The following is a 20,247-nucleotide window of genomic DNA, read 5'->3' as shown; positions in this document are numbered from 1 at the left end:
CGGTGATCCGTCCCCCGCTGTAGGACCGGTGATCGGGGTGATTGGTTCAGTCCACTTCCCTGAAGAATCGTTACGGCACCGAGGGGCCGCCCAGGTATGCCCCGTTTTCGTCGTACGGCCAGGCGTTGGCGACGCAGCCCTTGAGTCCGTAGATCTGCTGCATCATCGCGGGGGCGGGGCGGCCCCTGCCGGGGCAGGTCTCGTGGCCGTGGCCGAGCCAGTGGCCGACCTCGTGGTTGATGATCAGGGCCCGGTAGTCGTCCAGCGGGCCGTCGAACTCGGGCGAACCGGTCTGCCAGCGCTTGAGGTTGACCATCACCTTCTCGCCGATCCGGCAGTTGACCTCGCCGTGCGTGTTCATCCCGCCCTGTCCGCAGATCCGGTCCGTGGTGGCCGCCGTCGCGATGCGGACGACCAGCCCGGCCGGACCGGAGGCCACCCGGTGGAACGTGCGCGTCCCGCCCTGCGCCCAGCCGCGCGGCGCGGCGAGGATGCGGGCGATCCGGTCGGCGGCCTCCTCCGGATCGACGCCGGAGCCGTCCTCGACCTCGACGCGGTACGCGTACCGCCCGGAGGACGAGGTGTCGGCGCGGGCGGTCGTGAACGTGCCGGGGCCGGAGGCGGGGATACGGGTGGGGCTCGGCTTCACGGAGGGCGACGGCTTCGCACCGCGACCGGCCTTCGCGGAAGGGGTGGGGGAGCGGGACGCGGCGACGGGCGACGGCTTCGATGCGGCGGCGGCCGCCGGGGCCCCGTCACCGCCCGCCCAGCGGGGTGCGAGGACCACCACCACGCCGATCAGCGCCGCCGGTACGGCGACGGCGGTGAGTATGCGTATGCGGCTGCGTCGTCTCGCGCGTCTTCGTCCGCGTCCCGCTCCGCCGTGCCGCCCCCGCGTGCCCTCAGCCCCCACGGACAGAGCCCTCCTTCGCTTCCATCGGACGTTTGTCCGCATAAGCAACCATTTCGATGACCTTCGGGTCCCCGGCGACGGCCACCAGTTGGTCGGCGGTGACCGGTGCCGACACCATGGCGTCGTAGTCACCCCCCACGGTGAGCGTGACGCGGCTGTGCCCGTACCTGAAACGCACGGTGACCCCGGTGACCTTCTTGCCCCCCTTGGCGTTCCCGGCCGCCGTGATCGCCTGGGCCTTGATCCCTCCCGGCAGCGTGACCTCGTCGCACCGGAGGTCCTTCACCGCGCCGTCGAGGCAGGGGGTGTCCGCCCGGGCCGCCTTGCCCGTGGCCAGCGGGCGGACGGAGAACGAGATCGGGAAGACCGGGCTGTCCACCCCGCCCTGGTACCGGCTGACGGCGATGTCGACCGGCCGGACCGGGGCGAGCGCCTTGGGCAGGAGCGCTTCGAGCACCCCCGCCGCCTCGTTCTGGAAGACCCCCTGCCGCGAGTACTCGCGCTCCGGCAGATCAGCCATGGAGGTCTCGCCGGGGCTCGGCTCGACGTGCACGGGGAGCCGGAGCCATGGGTCGGAGGTGTCCAGGGGCGTCGGGACCGCGGTCGCCGACGAGGCCGCCGACCACTCGCGTACCGGCTCCCCGCCCCCGCCCCACACCGGCAGCGCGGCGCCGAAGATCCCCAGGCCGACGATCGCGGTCGCCGTCGCCCCGATCGCGGCGCGGGCCCGGGCCCGGCGGCGGCGGCCCTGGACCAGGGCGCCGGGGACCAGATCGGGCAGCGGCGGCGCCCCGCCGGTGGCCCGCTCCATGGCGGTCCGGACCAGCAACTCGTCGTCGTCGCGGCCGGGCTCGTCGCCCGGAGCGGGGTCCATGAACACGTACACGGCGTAACTCCTCAGCCTCGGGCGGTGTAGAGGTGCGCGTCGCCCAGGCGGGCGCGCAGCGTGGCCAGTGAGCGCGAGCACTGGCTCTTGACGGTGGACGGGCTGCACCGCAGCAGCTCCGCGACGGTCTCCACGCTCAGGTCCTCCCAGTAGCGCAGGACGACCATCGCCCGCGCGCGGGGCGGCAGTTCGGCGAGGGCCGCGAGCAGCGTGACGGTCAGCTCGGGGCCCACGGCCGGGGCGGGCGCGGCGATCGGCGTGTGGGCGAGGAGGTCGCGCAGCCGGCGGCGGCGCTCGGCGATGTAGGTGCGGGTGAGCACGGTCCGGGCGTAGGCGTCCGGGTGGTCGGCGGCGCGCACCCGGTGCCAGTGCTGGAACAGCTTGGCCAGCGTCGTCTGCGTCAGGTCGCGCGCGGCGTCGGCGTCGCCGCAGAGCAGGTACGCGGTGCGGTAGAGGCGGTGCTGGCCGGCGCGGGCGAATTCCTCGAAGCCGTCGGCACCCCGGCTGGCTCCCGTGAACATCTGCCCCCTTCCCTGTTCTCTGCGGAGGTCTCTTCGTGACTACTGAGTGCCGCCGGACGGAAAAGGTTGAAGCGGAATTCCGCCCGGGGCGTCCCCCGCGAGGCCGCGCGGACCGGGCTGCTTGAATGGAGGGCGTGACCCGAGCCTCCCTGGACAAGCAGCCGCACGAAGTCGCCTCGATGTTCGACGGCGTGGCGGCGAACTACGACCTGACCAACGACGTGCTCTCGCTCGGCCAGGACCGGGTGTGGCGCAAGGCGGTCGCCAAGGCGGTGAACGCCCGGCCCGCCGAGAAGGTCCTCGACCTGGCGGCCGGCACGGCGACGTCCTCGCTGCCGTTCGCCGCGACCGGTGCGTACGTCGTGCCGTGCGACTTCTCGATCGGCATGCTCCGCGAGGGCAAGAAGCGGCACGCCTGGCTGCCCTTCACCGCCGGCGACGCCACGAAACTCCCCTTCCGCGACGAGACCTTCGACGCGGTGACCATCTCCTTCGGCCTGCGCAACGTCCAGGACACGGACGCGGCGCTGCGCGAGCTGTACCGGGTCACCAAGCCGGGCGGCCGGGTCGTCATCTGCGAGTTCTCGCAGCCCGTCTGGACCCCGTTCCGCACCGTCTACATCGAGTACCTGATGCGCGCCCTGCCCCCCGTGGCCCGCGCGGTCTCCTCCAACCCCGACGCCTACGTCTACCTCGCCGAATCCATCCGCGCCTGGCCCGACCAGCCCGGCCTGGCGAAGAAGCTCCAGCAGGCCGGCTGGTCCCAGGTCGCCTGGCGCAACCTCACGGGCGGCGTGGTGGCCCTGCACCGGGGTGTGCGCGACTGACGTGTCCGGCGGGCCCCGGACGGGCTTCCCGGACCGCGTGAAAGCGGTTGCCGGGATTCCGAGTTGACGGGAACCGGTGGGCGGGGAAGATGTGTCCGTTGATACGGCACGCGTCTTCCCCGTTTCCGTGTGTCACCGTCTCGCCCGTCCCCGGACCGCTGCGGAGCTCTCATGCCCTCGTACTGCCCCTTCTGTGGAACCCAGGCACCCGACGAGGCACGCTTCTGCATGAAGTGCGGGCGGGAACGGCCCGCCGCGCCCGCCGCGCCTCCGCAGCCCGCCGCTCCGCCGCCGCCGAGCGGGGCGCCCGCCGTCGAACCGCCCGCGGTGCCCGCCTACATGACGCGGCCCGCCGCGCCGCCGCCCGGGTACGCGCCGGTGCCGGCCGGGCCCTCGCCGGCCGGGGTCTTCTTCGGGCGGGTGATGCGCGGGGACTGGGCCGGGTCGCTGAAGGCGGCCGTCTGGCCGACCGGGCTGATCGTCGGGCTCGCCGTGGCGCTCGCCATCCCCGACTACGGGCAGGGGGACGACGTCGTCGTCGGGTGGAGCGACCGGCTGCGGATCGCGCTCGCGATGCTGCTCCAGGCGTTCGGCGGCGGCTTCGAGGTCCGGGCCGTCGTGCCGGGCGGCGGCGGGGGATACGGGGGCGCTTCGCCGTACGGGGACACGTACGGCGACTTCGATCCGGGCGGGCAGACCCAAACGACGCTCTCGCTGATCCCGCTCACCGTCACCGTGCTGTGGATCGGCGCCCTCGTCCTCGGCGCCCGAGGCGTCCGGCGACAGGGCGGCGGTCTGGACGCGGCGGTCCGGACCAGCGTCGTGGCCACCGCCGCGGTCCTGGTCCTCGGGCTCTACGCCCAGCCGGAGGTCCAGGGCTACTCGCTCCACTCCTCGCCGGTCCTCGCGGCCCTCGGCGCCCTCGCCCTCGCGCTCGTCACCACCTGCGCCGTGCTGCAACGCGACGTCGCGGCGGCCTGGCTGGCCCAACGGCCGGGTGCGCAGAGCTTCGTACGCGCCGCCGGGACCGCCGTCCGCGCGCTCGGCGCCGTCCTCCTGCTCTGCGGTCTGATCGGCTACATCACGTACGCCACCCTGGACGACGTCAACGGCACCGCCCTGCTGATGGCCCTGCCGCTGCTGCCCAACATCGCGCTGATGGTGCTCTCGGTGAGCTGGGGCGGCTCCGTCGAGTACGACGCGCGGGGGCAGGCGGACATCATCGGCTCCGGTATGAACCACGGCTCGTTCGGGCTCGGTGAGCTGAGCGACGCCGCCAACGACTGGGCCCTCGTCGGCGCGCTCGCCGCCGGTCTCGTCTGCGCGCTCATCGTCGGGCTGCTCGCCGGGCGCCGCTCCGCCGACCGGCGCGAACAGGTCACCGCCGGGGGGCTGTTCCTGCTCGGGTTCCTCGCGCTGGCCGCGATGAGCGGCCTGTCCGCCGAGTTCTCCGGCGACGTCGCCGGCATCGGCGGCTCGGGCACCCTGGACGTCTCGCCCAGCGTCGCCGACGCGCTGCTGTTCGGGCTGCTGTGGGTCGGCGGCGCGATCCTCGTCGCGCCGTACCTGGCCCGGATGGCGGGCGGCGGCGGCCCGGGCGGCGGCTCCCCGGCGTACCCGGCCCCGCCGAGCCCGTACGGCCCGCCGCCGCACCAGGGCCCGCACATCCCGGAGCCGTACACCCCGGCCCCCGGCCCGTACACCCCCGCGCCCGGCCAGACCCCGGCCCCCGGCCCGTACGCCCCGAAGCCCGACCCGGGGCCGCACACCCCGCCCGCGCAGTCCACCGCCGCCGGGACGGGCGCACCCGAAGCCGCCGCCGAGCCGCCCACCGCCACCCTGCCCGCCCCGTACACCCCCGCCCCGGCCCCCGCGCAGCCCCCCGCGCCCCGGCGCCGACGGGCGGTCCTCGTCTGGGGGGCCACGCTCGCCGCCGCGCTGATCTTCGGCGGCGGGGCCACCGCGGGCACCCTCGCCCTGCTGGACCGTCACGACGACGGCCCGGGCACCTCGGAGGACGCCAAGGGCGAGAAGAGCGACCGGGCGACGCCCGCCCAGGACCGGACGAGCGAGGCCCCCTCCCCGGAGGCGAGCGCCACCACCGACCCGGCCGAGCTGGTCTTCCCGGACGGCTACAGCGTCGTCGCCGACACCGCCGGCTTCTCGCTCGCCCTGCCGGACGACTGGGAGCGCCAGGGCGAGCAGAACCATCAGGTCACCTACGCCGTGTCCGCGAGCGACACCGCCCTGCTGAAGGTCGGCGTCATCGCGGACGCCCCCTACACCTCGTACGAGAACTTCAAGGCCCTGGAGAAGACCGCCTCCGCCAACCAGCGGAACTACCAGCAGATCCAGCTCTCGGCCAACACCTTCCAGGGCCGCCCGGGCGCCCGGTGGGAGTACACGTACGAGGACAAGAGCGGAGAGACCGTCCACGCGATCGACCAGAGCTACATCGCCGAGGACGGCACCGAGTACGCCATTTACGTCACCGAACGGGACGTGGACTGGGTCGGTGCCCGCGAGGTCTTCGACACCGCCCTGTCCACCTGGATGCTCAACGACGTCGACTAGGGCCTGTCCGGCGGCCGGCCGTCACAGCGCCAGCCGGAAGACCCGCACCTCCTGGCCCGGCCGCCCGGTCGTGAAGGTCTCGGCCGGGTCCATGCCCAGGCGCAGCGCCACCGCCGCCGACCGCTCGTTCAGCACGTCGACCGCCGCCACCACGCGTTCCACGCCCGCCGCGCGCAGCCGCTCCAGCGTGAGGCGCGCGGCGGCCGTCGCGTAACCGAGGCCCCAGGCCGAGCGGGTCAGCCGCCAGCCGATCTCGGTCTCGCCCACCGGGCCGTAGGCGGTCGGGCCCCACGGCTGCGCGCCGGTGAAGCCGACGACCTGACCCTCGCCGTCGAGCACGGTCCACAGGCAGTAGCCGAGTTCGGCGTCGTGTCTGCGCTGCCGCGCGGTCCACTCCTCGTACATCGACAGCTCCTCGGCCCGCCCGCCGAAGAACCGCATCACCTCGGGGTCGTCGAAGGCCCGGTGCCAGGCGACGGCGTCCTCGTCGGTCGGGACACGCAGCTGTACGACGGGCGGAGCGGCAGGCGCGATTGACATGAGGCAGCCCTTCGGAGGGTTGGTCGGCAGGCCCCCATAGACTGCCTTGGACCTGTGCCGCGCGGCACGCGAATTCGAGTCTTCGGGAGAACCGACCGTGACCGAACCCCTGTCCGAACACAGCGCGGACGTCATCGTCGTCGGGGCGGGCCCCGCCGGCTCCACGACCGCGTACTACCTGGCCAAGGCCGGCCTCGACGTCCTCCTCCTGGAGAAGACCGCGTTCCCGCGCGAGAAGGTCTGCGGCGACGGTCTCACCCCGCGCGCCACCAAGCAGCTCGTGTCCATGGGCATCGACATCTCCGAAGAGGCGGGCTGGCTGCGGAACAAGGGCCTCCGCATCATCGGCGGGGGCGTACGGCTCCAGCTGGACTGGCCGGATCTGGCCTCCTACCCGGACTACGGACTCGTCCGCAAGCGCGACGACTTCGACGAGCAGCTGGCCCGCAACGCGCAGAAGGCCGGTGCCCGGCTGTACGAGCGGTGCAACGTCGGCGCCCCGATCACCGACGAGCGCACCGGCCGGATCACCGGGGTGCACGCGAAGCTCGGCGAGGAGAAGACGCCGGTCACCTTCCACGCCCCGCTCGTCGTCGCCGCCGACGGCAACTCCACCCGGCTCTCCCTGGCGATGGGCCTGCACCGCCGGGAGGACCGCCCGATGGGCGTCGCCGTGCGGACGTACTTCACCTCGCCCCGGCACGACGACGACTACCTGGAGTCCTGGCTGGAGCTGTGGGACCGGCGCGGCCCCCAGGAGAAGCTGCTGCCCGGCTACGGCTGGATCTTCGGCATGGGCGACGGCACCTCCAACGTCGGCCTCGGCATCCTCAACTCCTCGTCCGCCTTCAAGGAGCTGGACTGGCGCGAGGTCCTGAAGGCGTGGTGCGCGTCCATGCCGGAGGACTGGGGCTACACCCCGGAGAACATGACGATGCCCATCCGGGGCGCCGCCCTGCCGATGGCCTTCAACCGCCAGCCGCACTACACCAAGGGCCTGCTGCTCGTCGGTGACGCGGGCGGCATGGTCAACCCGTTCAACGGCGAGGGCATCGCGTACGCCATGGAGTCCGGCCAGATCGCTGCCGACGTCATCGTCCAGGCGCACGCCCGCGCGACCCCCGCCCAGCGGGAGCTGGCGCTGAACAACTACCCGAAGGTGCTCAAGGAGACCTACGGCGGCTACTACACGATGGGCCGCGCCTTCGTGAAGCTGATCGGCAACCCGAAGATCATGAAGGTCGCGACTCAGCGCGGCCTGACGCACCCGCTGCTGATGAAGTTCACGCTGAAGATGCTCGCCAACCTCACCGACCCGACCGGCGGCGACGCGATGGACCGCATCATCAACGGCCTGGCGAAGGTGGCGCCGCGCTCGTAGCGCGCGTTCACAAAGAGAAGGAGCCTCACTCCCGAGCGGGGGAGTGAGGCTCCTTCTCGCGTCTGACGTGCGGGTCAGGCTTGTGAATCCGTGAACACGTCGCCGCTAGAGGACGCGGACCGCGCCGGTCGGCATGTCGTAGTCCAGCGGGCGCTGCACCACACCGGTGGAGGAGTTCTGCGCACCGACGAACTGGCCGCCGCCCACGTAGATCCCGACGTGGTACGCGCTGCCCGCGCCGCCCCAGTACAGGATGTCGCCCGGCTGGAGGTTGCTCAGCGAGACCTGGGTGCCGGCGGTGGACTGGCTCTGCGAGACGCGCGGCAGGTCGACGCCCACCGTGCGGAACGCGGCCTGGACCAGCCCCGAGCAGTCCCACGAGTTGGGGCCGGTGCCGCCGGACACGTACGCGTCGCCCACCTGCGCCTGGGCGAACGCGACGACGGAGGCCGCGGAGCCGGTGGCGTTGGAGGAGTACGAGGTCGTGGCGGCGTTGGTGGAGCCGGACGACGAGGAGCCGGTGGACTTCTGGAGGGTGGTGCGCGCGGCGTCGCGGGAGGCGCGCTCGGCGGCCTCCGCCTTGGCCTTGGCGGCCGCCTCGGCCTTCTTCTTGGCCTCGGCCTTGCGGACGGCCTCGGCCTTGGCCTTCTTGGCGTCCTTGGCGGCGCTGCTGGCCGCCGCGTCCTCCTGCGCCTGCGTCTCCAGGTCCAGGGCGACCTGCTGGGTCGCCTCGGCGGTGGCGGCGACGGTGGTGGAGAGTCCCGCCGTGATGGTGGGCATCTCGATCGTCTGGGTCACCGGTTCGGCCTGGGCCGGGCCCGCGGCACCCGCGACCGCGATGGTGCTGAGGACGCCACCGGCAACTCCGGCCCGCAGCGCCGTCGTCGAGGCGTTTCGGCGGGGCTTCCGGTGGCTGGGTATGTGAGCGGTGTGGGACATGGGTACTAGCGCTATCAGGGCGCGCGGGGTCCCATCAAGAAACGTGTGTTGCGACACAGTTACGTCCGGAATCTGTGAATCCGCTTTCTGACGGCCTTTATTGACGCCGTAACGGGCAAATCGGGCAGTCGCGATCATGGCCGTGATCACGGGTTTTCAGCAATACGCCCGAATTGCCCGCCGCTTACCACCCGTTCACACTGTTGGCCAAGCCCGCTTCTATAACGGCTGATGTGAAGTGATGCAGCTCACAGCATGGTCCTGCTGTGGTGGGCATACGAGGACTCGGCACGGGAGGCGGCGGTCCGCGTCCGCGGCCCGCGTCCACTTCGTTCCGTGTGAACCCTCGCGCGAGTGACCCCTGTCCGGCCCGCGCCCCCGGTCACCCCATCCCGGCCCGCACGGCCCCAGAGTGGGGCAGATCCCTTTATCACCCCATCGTGTCCATCGCCAATTTTGCGCGCAGCGCCGTGGCTTGATAGTGCGACACCCCTTTGACCAGCGAGAACGACAGCAGATGTCACCTCTCGTGATCACTCGGCCGCTTCGTGTACGAAGATCACCGCTCATCCGACTTCATGATCGTTCGTCAGGTGGTGGAGATCACAAAGACGTTGGTGACCCCCGTGTCGCAGATCACAGGACGGCGGGCATAGGATGCGGGGCAGTCGGGCTTGTGAACTGCCTCACATGTGCACGATCTTGGTGAGGCGGGGAGCCGGTTCGCCCGATGCGGTCCAACGGTCAAGGACGACTGGAAGGAGCGAGGAGCGTGAATGCCTACGCGCCCATCCTCGTGCTCGGCGCCCTCGGGGCAGGGTTTGCGATCTTCTCCGTGGTCATGGCCACGCTTATCGGCCCCAAGCGGTACAACCGGGCAAAGCTCGAAGCGTACGAGTGCGGTATCGAACCGACACCCACGCCGGCCGGAGGCGGCCGCTTTCCCATCAAGTACTACCTGACGGCGATGCTCTTCATCGTCTTCGACATCGAGATCGTCTTCCTCTATCCCTGGGCGGTCAGCTTCGACGCCCTGGGGATCTTCGGGCTCGTGGAGATGCTGCTCTTCGTGCTCACCGTCTTCGTCGCCTACGCGTATGTGTGGCGGCGCGGCGGTCTGGAATGGGACTGAGGGGCTGAGGGGCACACCATGGGACTCGAAGAGAAGCTGCCGAGCGGCTTCGTTCTGACCACCGTCGAGCAGGCGGCCGGCTGGGTGCGGAAGTCCTCCGTCTTCCCGGCCACCTTCGGCCTCGCCTGTTGCGCCATCGAGATGATGACCACCGGGGCAGGCCGTTACGACCTGGCCCGTTTCGGCATGGAGGTCTTCCGCGGCTCGCCGCGGCAGGCGGACCTGATGATCGTGGCCGGGCGGGTGAGCCAGAAGATGGCCCCCGTCCTGCGACAGGTCTACGACCAGATGCCGAACCCCAAGTGGGTCATCTCCATGGGCGTTTGCGCATCGTCGGGCGGAATGTTCAACAATTACGCCATTGTTCAGGGTGTCGATCACATTGTCCCGGTTGATATTTATCTGCCGGGCTGCCCGCCGCGGCCCGAGATGCTGATGGACGCGATCCTCAAGCTGCACCAGAAGATCCAGGGCTCCAAGCTCGGGGTCAACGCCGAGGAAGCCGCCCGCGAGGCGGAGGAAGCGGCGCTCAACGCCCTGCCTCTCATCGAGATGAAGGGGCTCCTGCGATGAGCGACGAGCAGAACGGCTCCGCCGTCCCCGCCCCGCGCGACGAGCACGGCGAGGTCATCGGCGTACGGAAGGGCATGTTCGGCGCCGAGAACGGCGGCGACACCTCCGGCTACGGCGGCCTCATCCGTACGGTCGCCCTCCCCGGCGCCTCCTCCCGCCCCTACGGCGGCTGGTTCGACGAGGTGGCCGACGAGCTGGAAGGCGCCCTGGAGGAGCAGGACATCGTCCCCGAGAACGCCATCGAGAAGACGGTGGTCGACCGGGACGAGCTGACCTTCCACATCGCCCGCGAGCACCTGGTCGCCGTGGCGAAGACCCTGCGCGACGACCCGGCGCTCCGCTTCGAGCTGTGCACCGGCGTCAGCGGCGTCCACTTCCCCGGCGACAAGGGCCGCGAGCTGCACGCGGTCTACCACCTGCGCTCGCTCACCCACGGCCGGCTGATCCGGCTGGAGGTCTCCACGCCGGACGACGACCGGCACCTGCCCTCGCTGGTCCCGGTCTACCCGACCAACGACTGGCACGAGCGCGAGGCGTACGACTTCTTCGGGCTCGTCTTCGACGGGCACCCCGCCCTCACCCGGATCATGATGCCGGACGACTGGCAGGGCTTCCCGCAGCGCAAGGACTACCCGCTCGGCGGCATCCCCGTCGAGTACAAGGGCGCCCAGATCCCGGCTCCGGACCAGCGGAGGTCGTACTCCTGATGACCACTCCCCACGCAACGCCCCGCGCCACGACCGAGGGGACTGTATATACGGTCACCGGCGGCGACTGGGACGAGATCGTCGAGAACGCCGCCGCCTCCGACGACGAGCGCATCATCGTCAACATGGGCCCGCAGCACCCGTCCACGCACGGCGTGCTCCGGCTCATCCTGGAGATCGACGGCGAGACCGTCACCGAGGCCCGCTGCGGCATCGGCTACCTCCACACCGGCATCGAGAAGAACCTCGAATTCCGCAGCTGGACGCAGGGCACCACCTTCGTCACGCGCATGGACTACCTGACGCCGTTCTTCAACGAGACGGCGTACTGCCTGGGCGTCGAGAAGCTGCTCGGCATCGAGGACCAGATCCCCGACCGGGCCACCGTCCTGCGCGTGCTCCTGATGGAGCTCAACCGGCTCTCCTCGCACCTGGTGTGCATCGCCACCGGCGGCATGGAGCTCGGCGCCACCACGATCATGATCTACGGCTTCCGCGACCGGGAGCTGGTGCTCGACCTCTTCGAGCTGATCACCGGGCTCCGCATGAACCACGCGTTCATCCGCCCCGGCGGCCTCGCCCAGGACCTGCCCCCGGGCGCGGTCGACCAGCTGCGCGAGTTCGTGAAGACCATGAAGAAGAACCTGCCGGAGTACGACGCGCTCGCCACCGGCAACCCCATCTTCAAGGCCCGCATGCAGGACGTCGGCTACCTCGACCTCACCGGCTGCATGGCCCTCGGCGCCACCGGCCCGATCCTGCGCTCGGCGGGCCTCCCGCACGACCTGCGCAAGACCGACCCGTACTGCGGCTACGAGACCTACGACTTCGAGGTCCCCACCGCCGACAGCTGCGACGCCTACGGGCGCTTCCTCATCCGCCTGGAGGAGATGCGCCAGTCGCTGCGGATCATCGAGCAGTGCATCGACCGGCTCGAACCCGGACCGGTCATGGTCGCCGACAAGAAGATCGCCTGGCCCGCGCAGCTCGCGCTCGGCCCGGACGGCCTGGGCAACTCGCTGGACCACATCAAGAAGATCATGGGCACCTCCATGGAGGCCCTGATCCACCACTTCAAGCTGGTGACCGAGGGCTTCCGGGTCCCCGTCGGACAGGCGTACACCGCCGTCGAGTCGCCCAAGGGCGAACTCGGCGTGCACGTCGTCTCGGACGGCGGGACCCGCCCCTACCGGGTCCACTTCCGCGACCCGTCCTTCACCAACCTCCAGGCCATGGCGGCGATGTGCGAGGGCGGCCAGGTCGCCGACGTCATCGTCGCCGTCGCATCCATCGACCCCGTGATGGGAGGCGTCGACCGGTGACCGAAGCACGTCAGGAAGTCAGTCTGGGGATGCCGCAGCTCCCCGCCCCCGCCTACCCGGCCGAGGTGCGCGCCAGGCTCGAAGCGGATGCGAAGGAGGTGATCGCCCGCTACCCCGGCAGCCGCTCCGCGCTGCTGCCGCTGCTGCACCTCGTGCAGTCCGAGGAGGGATACGTCTCGCGTACGGGCATGGCCTTCTGCGCCGAGATGCTCGACCTCACCACCGCCGAGGTCACCGCGGTCGCCACCTTCTACACGATGTACCGCCGCAGGCCCAGCGGCGACTACCAGGTCGGCGTCTGCACCAACACGCTCTGCGCGGTGATGGGCGGCGACGCGATCTTCGACCGGCTCAAGGAGCACCTCGGCGTCGGCAACGACGAGACGACCGAGGACGGCAAGGTCACGCTCGAACACATCGAGTGCAACGCCGCCTGCGACTTCGCGCCCGTCGTGATGGTCAACTGGGAGTTCTTCGACAACCAGACCCCGGAGAGCGCCACCCAGCTGGTGGACGACCTCATCGCCGGCCGCACCGTCGAACCCACCCGCGGCGCGCCCCTGTGCACGTACAAGGAGACCGCGCGCATCCTCGCCGGCTTCCCCGACGAGCGCCCCGGCGCCGTCGAGGCCACCGGCGGCGCCGGCCACGCCTCGCTGATCGGCCTCAAGCTGGCCAAGGGCGAGGCCGCACCCAAGGCCCGCGTCGTCAGCCCGCGCGGCGAGGCGCCCACCGACCGGCCGCAGAAGGGCGCCGAGCACCTCAGCTCCCACGACGCGCCGCAGCAGACCTCGGCATCCGACCCGGACCACCCGGCCGGACCCGCAGCCGAGGAGGGGGAGTGATGACGTTGGCCACCGAAATCGACCAGAACGGGACCAGCCCCGAGAAGCTGCTCGCGCCCGTCCTGTCCGCCTTCTGGGACCAGCCGGAGTCCTGGACCCTGGACACCTACCGCCGCCACGAGGGGTACGAGGGACTGCGCAAGGCCCTCACCATGTCCCCGGACGACCTCATCGCGTACGTCAAGGACTCCGGTCTGCGCGGACGCGGCGGCGCCGGCTTCCCCACCGGCATGAAGTGGCAGTTCATCCCGCAGGGCGACGGCAAGCCGCACTACCTCGTCGTCAACGCCGACGAATCGGAGCCGGGGACCTGCAAGGACATCCCGCTCCTCTTCGCCAACCCGCACAGCCTCATCGAGGGCATCGTGATCGCCTGTTACGCGATCCGGTCGTCGCACGCGTTCATCTACCTGCGCGGTGAGGTCGTCCCCGTGCTGCGCAGGCTGCACGAGGCCGTTCGAGAGGCGTACGAGGCGGGATATCTGGGGACGAACATCCTGGGTTCGGGGCTCGATCTGGAACTCACGGTGCACGCGGGCGCCGGTGCGTACATCTGTGGTGAGGAAACCGCGCTGCTCGACTCTCTCGAAGGACGGCGTGGCCAGCCCCGGCTGCGTCCCCCCTTCCCCGCGGTCGCCGGTCTGTACGCCTGCCCCACTGTGGTGAACAACGTCGAGTCCATCGCCTCGGTTCCCGCGATCCTGAACAAGGGCAAGGACTGGTTCAAGTCGATGGGCAGCGAGAAGTCCCCGGGCTTCACGCTCTACTCGCTCAGCGGCCATGTCGCGGGCCCCGGCCAGTACGAGGCGCCGCTCGGGATCACGCTGCGCCAGCTGCTCGACATGAGCGGCGGCATGCGCCCCGGCCACCGCCTCAAGTTCTGGACCCCCGGCGGCTCCTCCACCCCGATGTTCACCGACGAACACCTCGACGTGCCCCTCGACTACGAGGGCGTCGGCGCCGCCGGGTCCATGCTCGGCACCAAGGCGCTCCAGTGCTTCGACGAGACGACCTGCGTGGTGCGGGCCGTCACCCGCTGGACCGAGTTCTACGCGCACGAGTCCTGCGGCAAGTGCACCCCCTGCCGCGAGGGCACCTACTGGCTCGTCCAGCTGCTGCGCGACATCGAGGCCGGCAAGGGCCAGATGTCCGACCTCGACAAGCTCAACGACATCGCCGACAACATCAACGGCAAGTCGTTCTGCGCCCTCGGCGACGGCGCCGCCTCGCCGATCTTCTCCTCGCTGAAGTACTTCCGCGAGGAGTACGAGCAGCACATCACCGGCAAGGGCTGCCCCTTCGATCCCGCCAAGTCGACCCTCTGGGCCGACGACAAGAACGCTCACCAGGGGGTGAACGCATGACAGTCACCACGAGTGCGCCCTCCGGGGGCGGCGAAGCGGCGATCCCGCCCGAGGACCTGGTCACGCTGACCATCGACGGCATCGAGATCAGCGTGCCCAAGGGCACCCTGGTCATCCGCGCCGCCGAACTCCTCGGCATCGAGATCCCCCGGTTCTGCGACCACCCGCTCCTCGACCCGGCCGGCGCCTGCCGCCAGTGCATCGTCGAGGTCGAGGGACAGCGCAAGCCGATGGCGTCCTGCACCATCACCTGCACCGACGGCATGGTCGTCAAGTCGCAGATCACCTCGCCCGTCGCCGACAAGGCGCAGCGCGGTGTGATGGAGCTGCTGCTCATCAACCACCCGCTGGACTGCCCGGTCTGCGACAAGGGCGGCGAGTGCCCGCTCCAGAACCAGGCGATGTCGCACGGCGACCCGGACTCCCGCTTCGACGGCAAGAAGCGGACGTACGAGAAGCCCGTGCCGATCTCCACCCAGGTGCTGCTGGACCGTGAGCGCTGCGTGCTCTGCGCGCGCTGCACCCGGTTCTCCAACCAGGTGGCCGGCGACCCGATGATCGAGCTGATCGAGCGCGGCGCGCTCCAGCAGGTCGGCACCGGCGAGGGCGACCCGTTCCAGTCGTACTTCTCCGGGAACACCATCCAGATCTGCCCGGTCGGGGCGCTCACCTCGGCGGCGTACCGATTCCGCTCGCGCCCCTTCGACCTGGTGTCGACGCCGTCCGTGTGCGAGCACTGCGCCGGCGGCTGCGCCACCCGCACCGACCACCGGCGCGGCAAGGTCATGCGCCGCCTCGCGGCCAACGAGCCCGAGGTCAACGAGGAATGGCTCTGCGACAAGGGGCGCTTCGGCTTCCGCTACGCCCAGCAGCGCGACCGCCTCACCACCCCGCTCGTCCGGGGCGAGTCCGGCGAACTGGAACCGGCGAGCTGGCCCGAGGCCCTGGCGGCGGCGGCCGAGGGCCTGACCGCCGCGCGCGGCCGGACCGGCGTCCTCACCGGCGGCCGGCTGACCGTCGAGGACGCCTACGCGTACAGCAAGTTCGCCCGGGTCGCCCTGAACACCAACGACATCGACTTCCGGGCCCGGGTCCACAGCGACGAGGAGGCCGACTTCCTGGCCTCCCGCGTCGCGGGGCGCGGCAAGGACCTGGACGGGTCCGGTGTCACGTACACCTCCCTGGAGAAGGCGCCGACCGTGCTGCTGGTCGGCTTCGAGTCGGAGGAGGAGGCCCCCGGGGTCTTCCTGCGGCTGCGCAAGGCCCACCGCAAGCACGGGCAGCGCACCTTCTCCGTCGCCTCGCACGCGACCAGGGGCCTGGTGAAGGCCGGGGGCGCGCTGCTTCCCGCCGCGCCGGGCACCGAAACCGAGTGGCTGGACGCCATCGCGGGCGGGGTCGGCCTGGAGGGCGAGGGCGCCGCCGCGGCCGAGGCCCTGCGCGCCGAGGGCGCGTTGATCGTGGTCGGCGAGCGGCTGGCCGGGGTGCCCGGCGGGCTGACCGCCGCGGTCCGGGCCGCGACCGCGACCGGGGCCCGGCTGGTGTGGATCCCGCGCCGGGCGGGCGAACGCGGCGCGGTGGAGGCGGGCGCGCTCCCGTCGCTGCTGCCCGGCGGCCGCCCGGCCACCGACCCGCGTGCCCGGGACGAGGTCGCCGCCGCGTGGGGCGTCGCCGAACTCCCGTCCCGCTTCGGCCGCGACACCGGCCAGATCATCGAGGCCGCGGCCACCGGTGAGCTGGGCGCGCTGGTCGTCGCCGGGGTCGGGACCGAGGACCTGCCGGACCCGGCGCGGGCCCTGGAGGCCCTGGACCGGGTCGGCTTCCTGGTCTCCTTCGAGCTGCGGCCGAGCGAGGTCACCGACCGCGCCGACGTGGTGTTCCCGGTGGCCGCGGTCGCCGAGAAGTCCGGGACCTTCCTCAACTGGGAGGGCCGGGCGCGGATGTTCGAGGCCGCGCTGAAGCCCGACCAGATGACGCGGAACCTCGCCCCGGGTGACGCCCGCGTCCTGCACATGCTGGCCGATGCGATGGACGTGCACTTCGCGCTGCCTGACCTGAAGGCTGCCCGCCGCGAGCTGGACCGCCTCGGCGGCTGGCAGGGCGGGTACGCGGACGACCCCCGCGTCTCCGCGCAGCCGCTGCCCCGGCCCGGCGACGGCGAGGCGATCCTGGCCGGCCACCGGATGCTGCTCGACCTGGGCCGCCTCCAGGAGGGCGACACCGCGCTCGCCGGGACCCGGCACGAGGCGGTGGCCCGGCTGTCGGCCGCCACGGCCGCGGAGAGCGGGGTCAAGGACGGCGACCTGCTGGCGGTGTCCGGCCCGGCGGGCAGCGTCGAACTCCCGCTCCGGGTCACCGACATGCCGGACCGCGTGGTCTGGGTGCCGCTGAACTCGGCCGGGCGGGGCGTGCCGGCCACGACCGGGGCCCGCCCCGGCGGCCTGGTCCGGATCGGCCCCGCCGCTGCCGGTACTCCCGACGTCACACCGGAGGTGCGGGCGTGACCGCCTTCGCTCAACTGGCCGCCGCACCGCACGGTGCGGTGCTCGCCGCCGAGGACCTGTCGATGTTCGGCAACGACCCCTGGTGGCTCGTCGTCATCAAGGCCGTCTTCTGCTTCGCGTTCCTGATGGTGACCGTGCTCTTCTCCATCGTGTGGGAGCGCAAGGTCGTCGCCTGGATGCAGCTGCGCATCGGCCCCAACCGGCACGGCCCCTGGGGCATGCTCCAGTCGCTCGCCGACGGCATCAAGCTGATGCTGAAGGAAGACGTCATCGTCAAGCGCGCGGACAAGGTCGTCTACGTCCTCGCCCCGATCGTCGCCGCCATCCCCGCGTTCATGGCCATCGCGGTGATCCCCTTCGGGCCCTCGGACAACGAGGTCTCGATCTTCGGTCACCGTACGGCGATGCAGCTCACCGACCTGCCGATCGCGATGCTGTACATCCTCGCGGTCGCCTCGGTCGGCATCTACGGCATCGTGCTCGCCGGCTGGTCGTCCGGCTCGACGTATCCGCTGCTCGGCGGGCTCCGCTCCTGCGCGCAGATGATCTCGTACGAGATCGCGATGGGCGCCGCGTTCGCCTCGGTGTTCCTCTACTCCGGGTCGATGTCGACGTCGAAGATCGTGGAGGCGCAGCAGGACCGCTGGTTCATCATCCTGCTGCCGGTCTCGTTCATCATCTACATCGTCACGATGGTCGGTGAGACCAACCGCGCCCCGTTCGACATGCCGGAGTCCGAGGGCGACCTCGTCGGCGGCTTCAACACCGAGTACTCGTCGATCAAGTTCGCGATGTTCATGCTCGCCGAGTACGTGAACATGGTCACCGTCTCGGCCGTCTCCACGACCCTGTTCCTGGGCGGCTGGCGGGCCCCGTGGCCGATCAGCACCTTCTGGGAGGGCGCGAACCACGGCTGGTGGCCGATGCTCTGGTTCGTCGTCAAGGTCCAGCTGCTGCTGTTCTTCTTCATCTGGCTGCGCGGCACGCTGCCCCGCGTCCGCTACGACCAGCTGATGAAGCTCGGCTGGAAGGTCCTGATCCCGGTCTCCGTCGTCTGGCTGATGCTGGTCGCGACCGTACGGGCGCTGCGCAACGAGGGCTACGACTTCTCCAAGATCCTGCTCTACGTGGCGGGTGCCGTGATCGCGGTGCTGCTGATCTCCTTCGTGGCCGACATGTTCCGCGACAAGAAGGACAAGGCCGCCGCCGAACAGGCCGGGCCCGAGCCGGCGTTCGACCCGATGGCGGGCGGATTCCCGGTGCCGCCGCTGCCCGGGCAGACCCTGCCGCCGGTGCCCCGGCGCCGGCCGCGACGCGAGCGGGAGCTCGTTGTCAGTGGCGGGGTGGATACTCAGAGTGACGGAAATCCGAGTGACGGAAAGGAGGCCGACGGTGTCTGAACTGCCTGATGCGCCGGGGTCCAGGAGGCCGGCGAAGTCCACCGGCCCGACGGGGTCGACGGCGTCGCAGTCCTCCCAGTCCTCGGAGGACAAGTTCCACAACCCGGTGGCCGGCTTCGGCGTGACCTTCAAGGCCATGTTCAAGAAGCGGCTCACCGAGCAGTATCCGGAGACGCCGAAGGTGACGGCGCCCCGCTTCCACGGCCGCCACCAGCTCAACCGCCATCCGGACGGGCTGGAGAAGTGCGTCGGCTGCGAGCTGTGCGCCTGGGCCTGTCCCGCCGACGCGATCTACGTGGAGGGCGCGGACAACACCGACGAGGAGCGCTACTCCCCGGGGGAGCGCTACGGCCGCGTCTACCAGATCAACTACGCGCGCTGCATCCTCTGCGGACTGTGCATCGAGGCGTGCCCGACCCGGGCGCTCACGATGACCAACGAGTTCGAGCTCGCCAACACCACCCGCGAGAGCCTCATCTACACCAAGGACGAGCTGCTCGCGGGCCTGGAGGAAGGCATGGTCGACAGCCCGCACGCGATCTTCCCCGGCATGGACGAGCAGGACTACTACCGGGGCCTGGTCACCGAGGCCGCCCCCGGTACGGAGCGTCAGCTCGCCGTCTCCAAGGGCGAGAAGCCGGAAGACGAGGCCCGGAACAACGGCGCCGAGCAGGAGGTGGACGCATGAGCGGCCTGGCCGCAGCGGCCTCGCAGACCTCGACCGGCGAGGCGTTCCAGTTCTGGGTGCTCGGCACGGTCGCCGTGATCGGCGCCCTGTCCACCGTCCTCATGAGGAAGGCCGTGCACAGCGCGCTGAGCCTCGCCGGGACGATGATCATCCTCGCGGTGTTCTACCTCGCCAACGGGGCGTACTTCCTCGGCATCGTGCAGATCGTCGTCTACACCGGCGCGATCATGATGCTGTTCCTCTTCGTGGTCATGCTCGTCGGCGTCACGGCGGCGGACTCGCTGAAGGAGACGATCAAGGGCCAGCGCTGGCTGGCCGCCGGATGCGGCATCGGCTTCGGTGTCCTCCTGATCGCCGGTATCGGCAACGCCTCGCTGAAGAGCTTCAACGGCCTGGGCACCGCCAACACCGTGCACGGCGGAAACGTGGAGGGGCTCGCCAGCCTCATCTTCACCAAGTACGTCTTCGCCTTCGAGATCACCGGCGCCCTGCTGATCACCGCGACCGTCGGCGCGATGGTGCTCACGCACCGCGAGCGCACCGAACGGGCCAGGACCCAGCGGGAGATGTCCGAGGACCGCGTGCGGAGCAACCACCTCCCGCCGCTGCCCGCCCCCGGCGTCTACGCCCGGCACAACGCGGTGGACATCGCGGGCCTGCTCCCCGACGGCACCCCGTCCGAGCTGACCGTCATGAGCACGCTGCGCAAGCGCGGCCAGATGCGTGACGTGTCCCAGGAATCACTGGCCGGCCTCAAGGCACTGGAGCAGCGCTCCGGTGAGCGGCTGGGCCGGGACACCGAAGAAGAGGAGGAGGTCGCCAAGTGAATCCGGTCAACTACCTCTATCTCGCCGCCCTGCTGTTCACCATCGGCGCGGCCGGGGTCCTGATCCGGCGGAACGCGATCGTGGTGTTCATGTGCGTCGAGCTGATGCTCAACGCCTGCAACCTCGCGTTCGTGACCTTCTCCCGGATGCACGGCAATCTCGACGGCCAGATCATCGCCTTCTTCACGATGGTCGTCGCCGCCGCGGAGGTCGTGGTCGGGCTCGCGATCATCGTGTCGCTGTTCCGTTCCCGCCACTCGGCCTCGGTCGATGACGCCAGCCTGATGAAGCTGTAAGGGGCGTT

General features: G+C 70.9%; 19 protein-coding genes. 14 read left to right on the top strand and 5 right to left on the bottom strand.

Translation table 11 applies throughout. The annotated features are described in order from the left end of the window. Positions 1 to 70 precede the first annotated feature (70 nt). The 3 genes from NEH16_RS13270 to NEH16_RS13260 all read right to left on the bottom strand — a co-directional run bounded on the left by NEH16_RS13270 (position 71) and on the right by NEH16_RS13260 (position 2,320). Positions 71 to 790: a DUF3152 domain-containing protein gene (locus NEH16_RS13270; protein WP_308286038.1), complete on the bottom strand. Its 720-nt coding sequence runs from the start codon at positions 788 to 790 to the stop codon at positions 71 to 73. Positions 791 to 902: 112 nt separating this feature from the next. Continuing rightward, positions 903 to 1,799: a hypothetical protein gene (locus NEH16_RS13265; RefSeq protein ID WP_265542287.1), complete on the bottom strand. Its 897-nt coding sequence runs from the start codon at positions 1,797 to 1,799 to the stop codon at positions 903 to 905. Positions 1,800 to 1,810: 11 nt separating this feature from the next. Continuing rightward, the gene (locus NEH16_RS13260; RefSeq protein ID WP_265542285.1) at positions 1,811 to 2,320 is read right to left on the bottom strand and encodes a SigE family RNA polymerase sigma factor; all 510 of its coding nucleotides are present in this window, start codon (positions 2,318 to 2,320) and stop codon (positions 1,811 to 1,813) included. A 134-nt stretch (positions 2,321 to 2,454) separates the two neighbouring features. Here NEH16_RS13260 and NEH16_RS13255 point away from each other — a divergent pair, with 134 nt between their 5' ends. Continuing rightward, positions 2,455 to 3,147, top strand: coding sequence for a demethylmenaquinone methyltransferase (locus NEH16_RS13255; RefSeq protein ID WP_265542281.1), 693 nt, complete (start codon positions 2,455 to 2,457; stop codon positions 3,145 to 3,147). A 171-nt stretch (positions 3,148 to 3,318) separates the two neighbouring features. Next, positions 3,319 to 5,721, top strand: coding sequence for a zinc ribbon domain-containing protein (locus NEH16_RS13250; protein WP_265542279.1), 2,403 nt, complete (start codon positions 3,319 to 3,321; stop codon positions 5,719 to 5,721). 21 nt (positions 5,722 to 5,742) lie between these two features. Here NEH16_RS13250 and NEH16_RS13245 read toward each other — a convergent pair whose 3' ends face one another. Beyond that, on the bottom strand, positions 5,743 to 6,261 hold the full coding sequence (locus NEH16_RS13245; protein ID WP_265542277.1) for a GNAT family N-acetyltransferase: 519 nt from the start codon (positions 6,259 to 6,261) through the stop codon (positions 5,743 to 5,745). A 97-nt stretch (positions 6,262 to 6,358) separates the two neighbouring features. Between NEH16_RS13245 and NEH16_RS13240 the strand changes: the two genes are divergently transcribed. After that, positions 6,359 to 7,642: a geranylgeranyl reductase family protein gene (locus tag NEH16_RS13240; RefSeq protein WP_265542275.1), complete on the top strand. Its 1,284-nt coding sequence runs from the start codon at positions 6,359 to 6,361 to the stop codon at positions 7,640 to 7,642. 105 nt (positions 7,643 to 7,747) lie between these two features. Here the strand turns inward: NEH16_RS13240 and NEH16_RS13235 are convergent, their stop codons facing one another. Next, positions 7,748 to 8,581, bottom strand: coding sequence for a C40 family peptidase (locus tag NEH16_RS13235; RefSeq protein WP_073964533.1), 834 nt, complete (start codon positions 8,579 to 8,581; stop codon positions 7,748 to 7,750). Positions 8,582 to 9,353: 772 nt separating this feature from the next. On the opposite strand from NEH16_RS13235, the gene NEH16_RS13230 reads away from it, so the two are divergent. From NEH16_RS13230 to nuoK, 11 genes are read left to right on the top strand one after another with little or no spacing between them, the layout of a single operon-like run. Beyond that, on the top strand, positions 9,354 to 9,713 hold the full coding sequence (locus NEH16_RS13230; protein ID WP_003967084.1) for an NADH-quinone oxidoreductase subunit A: 360 nt from the start codon (positions 9,354 to 9,356) through the stop codon (positions 9,711 to 9,713). An 18-nt stretch (positions 9,714 to 9,731) separates the two neighbouring features. Then, positions 9,732 to 10,286 (top strand): NuoB/complex I 20 kDa subunit family protein, encoded by a 555-nt coding sequence (locus NEH16_RS13225; RefSeq protein WP_073964532.1) that lies wholly within the window; start codon positions 9,732 to 9,734, stop codon positions 10,284 to 10,286. Continuing rightward, on the top strand, positions 10,283 to 10,993 hold the full coding sequence (locus tag NEH16_RS13220) for an NADH-quinone oxidoreductase subunit C (protein WP_265542258.1): 711 nt from the start codon (positions 10,283 to 10,285) through the stop codon (positions 10,991 to 10,993). The genes NEH16_RS13225 and NEH16_RS13220 overlap by 4 nt, the downstream gene beginning before the upstream one ends. Next, entirely contained in the window at positions 10,993 to 12,315 is a 1,323-nt protein-coding gene (locus NEH16_RS13215) for an NADH-quinone oxidoreductase subunit D (protein ID WP_018101346.1), read from the top strand. The genes NEH16_RS13220 and NEH16_RS13215 overlap by 1 nt, the downstream gene beginning before the upstream one ends. A gap of 29 nt (positions 12,316 to 12,344) precedes the next feature. Then, positions 12,345 to 13,160 (top strand): NADH-quinone oxidoreductase subunit NuoE, encoded by an 816-nt coding sequence (gene nuoE / locus NEH16_RS13210; RefSeq protein ID WP_073964530.1) that lies wholly within the window; start codon positions 12,345 to 12,347, stop codon positions 13,158 to 13,160. Next, entirely contained in the window at positions 13,157 to 14,524 is a 1,368-nt protein-coding gene (nuoF, locus tag NEH16_RS13205; protein ID WP_265542254.1) for an NADH-quinone oxidoreductase subunit NuoF, read from the top strand. Before nuoE ends, nuoF begins: the two co-directional genes overlap by 4 nt. Beyond that, positions 14,521 to 17,028 carry an NADH-quinone oxidoreductase subunit G gene (locus NEH16_RS13200; protein ID WP_265542251.1) on the top strand — a complete coding sequence of 836 codons (2,508 nt, stop codon included), beginning with the start codon at positions 14,521 to 14,523 and terminating at the stop codon, positions 17,026 to 17,028. The genes nuoF and NEH16_RS13200 overlap by 4 nt, the downstream gene beginning before the upstream one ends. Continuing rightward, positions 17,025 to 18,428, top strand: a complete 1,404-nt coding sequence (gene nuoH / locus NEH16_RS13195) for an NADH-quinone oxidoreductase subunit NuoH (protein WP_073964527.1) — start codon at positions 17,025 to 17,027, stop codon at positions 18,426 to 18,428. Before NEH16_RS13200 ends, nuoH begins: the two co-directional genes overlap by 4 nt. After that, complete coding sequence (nuoI, locus tag NEH16_RS13190; RefSeq protein ID WP_265542248.1) at positions 18,421 to 19,116, top strand: NADH-quinone oxidoreductase subunit NuoI; 696 nt, start codon at positions 18,421 to 18,423, stop codon at positions 19,114 to 19,116. The genes nuoH and nuoI overlap by 8 nt, the downstream gene beginning before the upstream one ends. Further along, entirely contained in the window at positions 19,113 to 19,943 is an 831-nt protein-coding gene (locus tag NEH16_RS13185) for an NADH-quinone oxidoreductase subunit J (RefSeq protein WP_265542246.1), read from the top strand. The genes nuoI and NEH16_RS13185 overlap by 4 nt, the downstream gene beginning before the upstream one ends. Then, on the top strand, positions 19,940 to 20,239 hold the full coding sequence (gene nuoK / locus NEH16_RS13180) for an NADH-quinone oxidoreductase subunit NuoK (protein ID WP_018101339.1): 300 nt from the start codon (positions 19,940 to 19,942) through the stop codon (positions 20,237 to 20,239). Before NEH16_RS13185 ends, nuoK begins: the two co-directional genes overlap by 4 nt. Positions 20,240 to 20,247 lie beyond the last annotated feature (8 nt).

The organism is Streptomyces drozdowiczii, from assembly GCF_026167665.1.
GTDB classification, from domain to species: Bacteria; Actinomycetota; Actinomycetes; order Streptomycetales; family Streptomycetaceae; genus Streptomyces; species Streptomyces drozdowiczii_A.
Note: the sequence above shows the minus strand (reverse complement) of the source record. Positions and strands in the feature narration are given on the sequence as shown.

Bases quoted from the DNA above. Each gene is read 5' to 3' on its own strand.
- NEH16_RS13260 (WP_265542285.1), bottom strand. From the start codon at position 2,320: ATGTTCACGGGAGCCAGCCGGGGTGCCGACGGCTTCGAGGAATTCGCC.
- NEH16_RS13250 (WP_265542279.1), top strand. From the start codon at position 3,319: ATGCCCTCGTACTGCCCCTTCTGTGGAACCCAGGCACCCGACGAGGCA.
- NEH16_RS13245 (WP_265542277.1), bottom strand. From the start codon at position 6,261: ATGTCAATCGCGCCTGCCGCTCCGCCCGTCGTACAGCTGCGTGTCCCG.
- NEH16_RS13235 (WP_073964533.1), bottom strand. From the start codon at position 8,581: ATGTCCCACACCGCTCACATACCCAGCCACCGGAAGCCCCGCCGAAAC.
- NEH16_RS13225 (WP_073964532.1), top strand. From the start codon at position 9,732: ATGGGACTCGAAGAGAAGCTGCCGAGCGGCTTCGTTCTGACCACCGTC.
- NEH16_RS13220 (WP_265542258.1), top strand. From the start codon at position 10,283: ATGAGCGACGAGCAGAACGGCTCCGCCGTCCCCGCCCCGCGCGACGAG.
- NEH16_RS13215 (WP_018101346.1), top strand. From the start codon at position 10,993: ATGACCACTCCCCACGCAACGCCCCGCGCCACGACCGAGGGGACTGTA.
- nuoE (WP_073964530.1), top strand. From the start codon at position 12,345: ATGCCGCAGCTCCCCGCCCCCGCCTACCCGGCCGAGGTGCGCGCCAGG.
- NEH16_RS13200 (WP_265542251.1), top strand. From the start codon at position 14,521: ATGACAGTCACCACGAGTGCGCCCTCCGGGGGCGGCGAAGCGGCGATC.
- NEH16_RS13185 (WP_265542246.1), top strand. From the start codon at position 19,113: ATGAGCGGCCTGGCCGCAGCGGCCTCGCAGACCTCGACCGGCGAGGCG.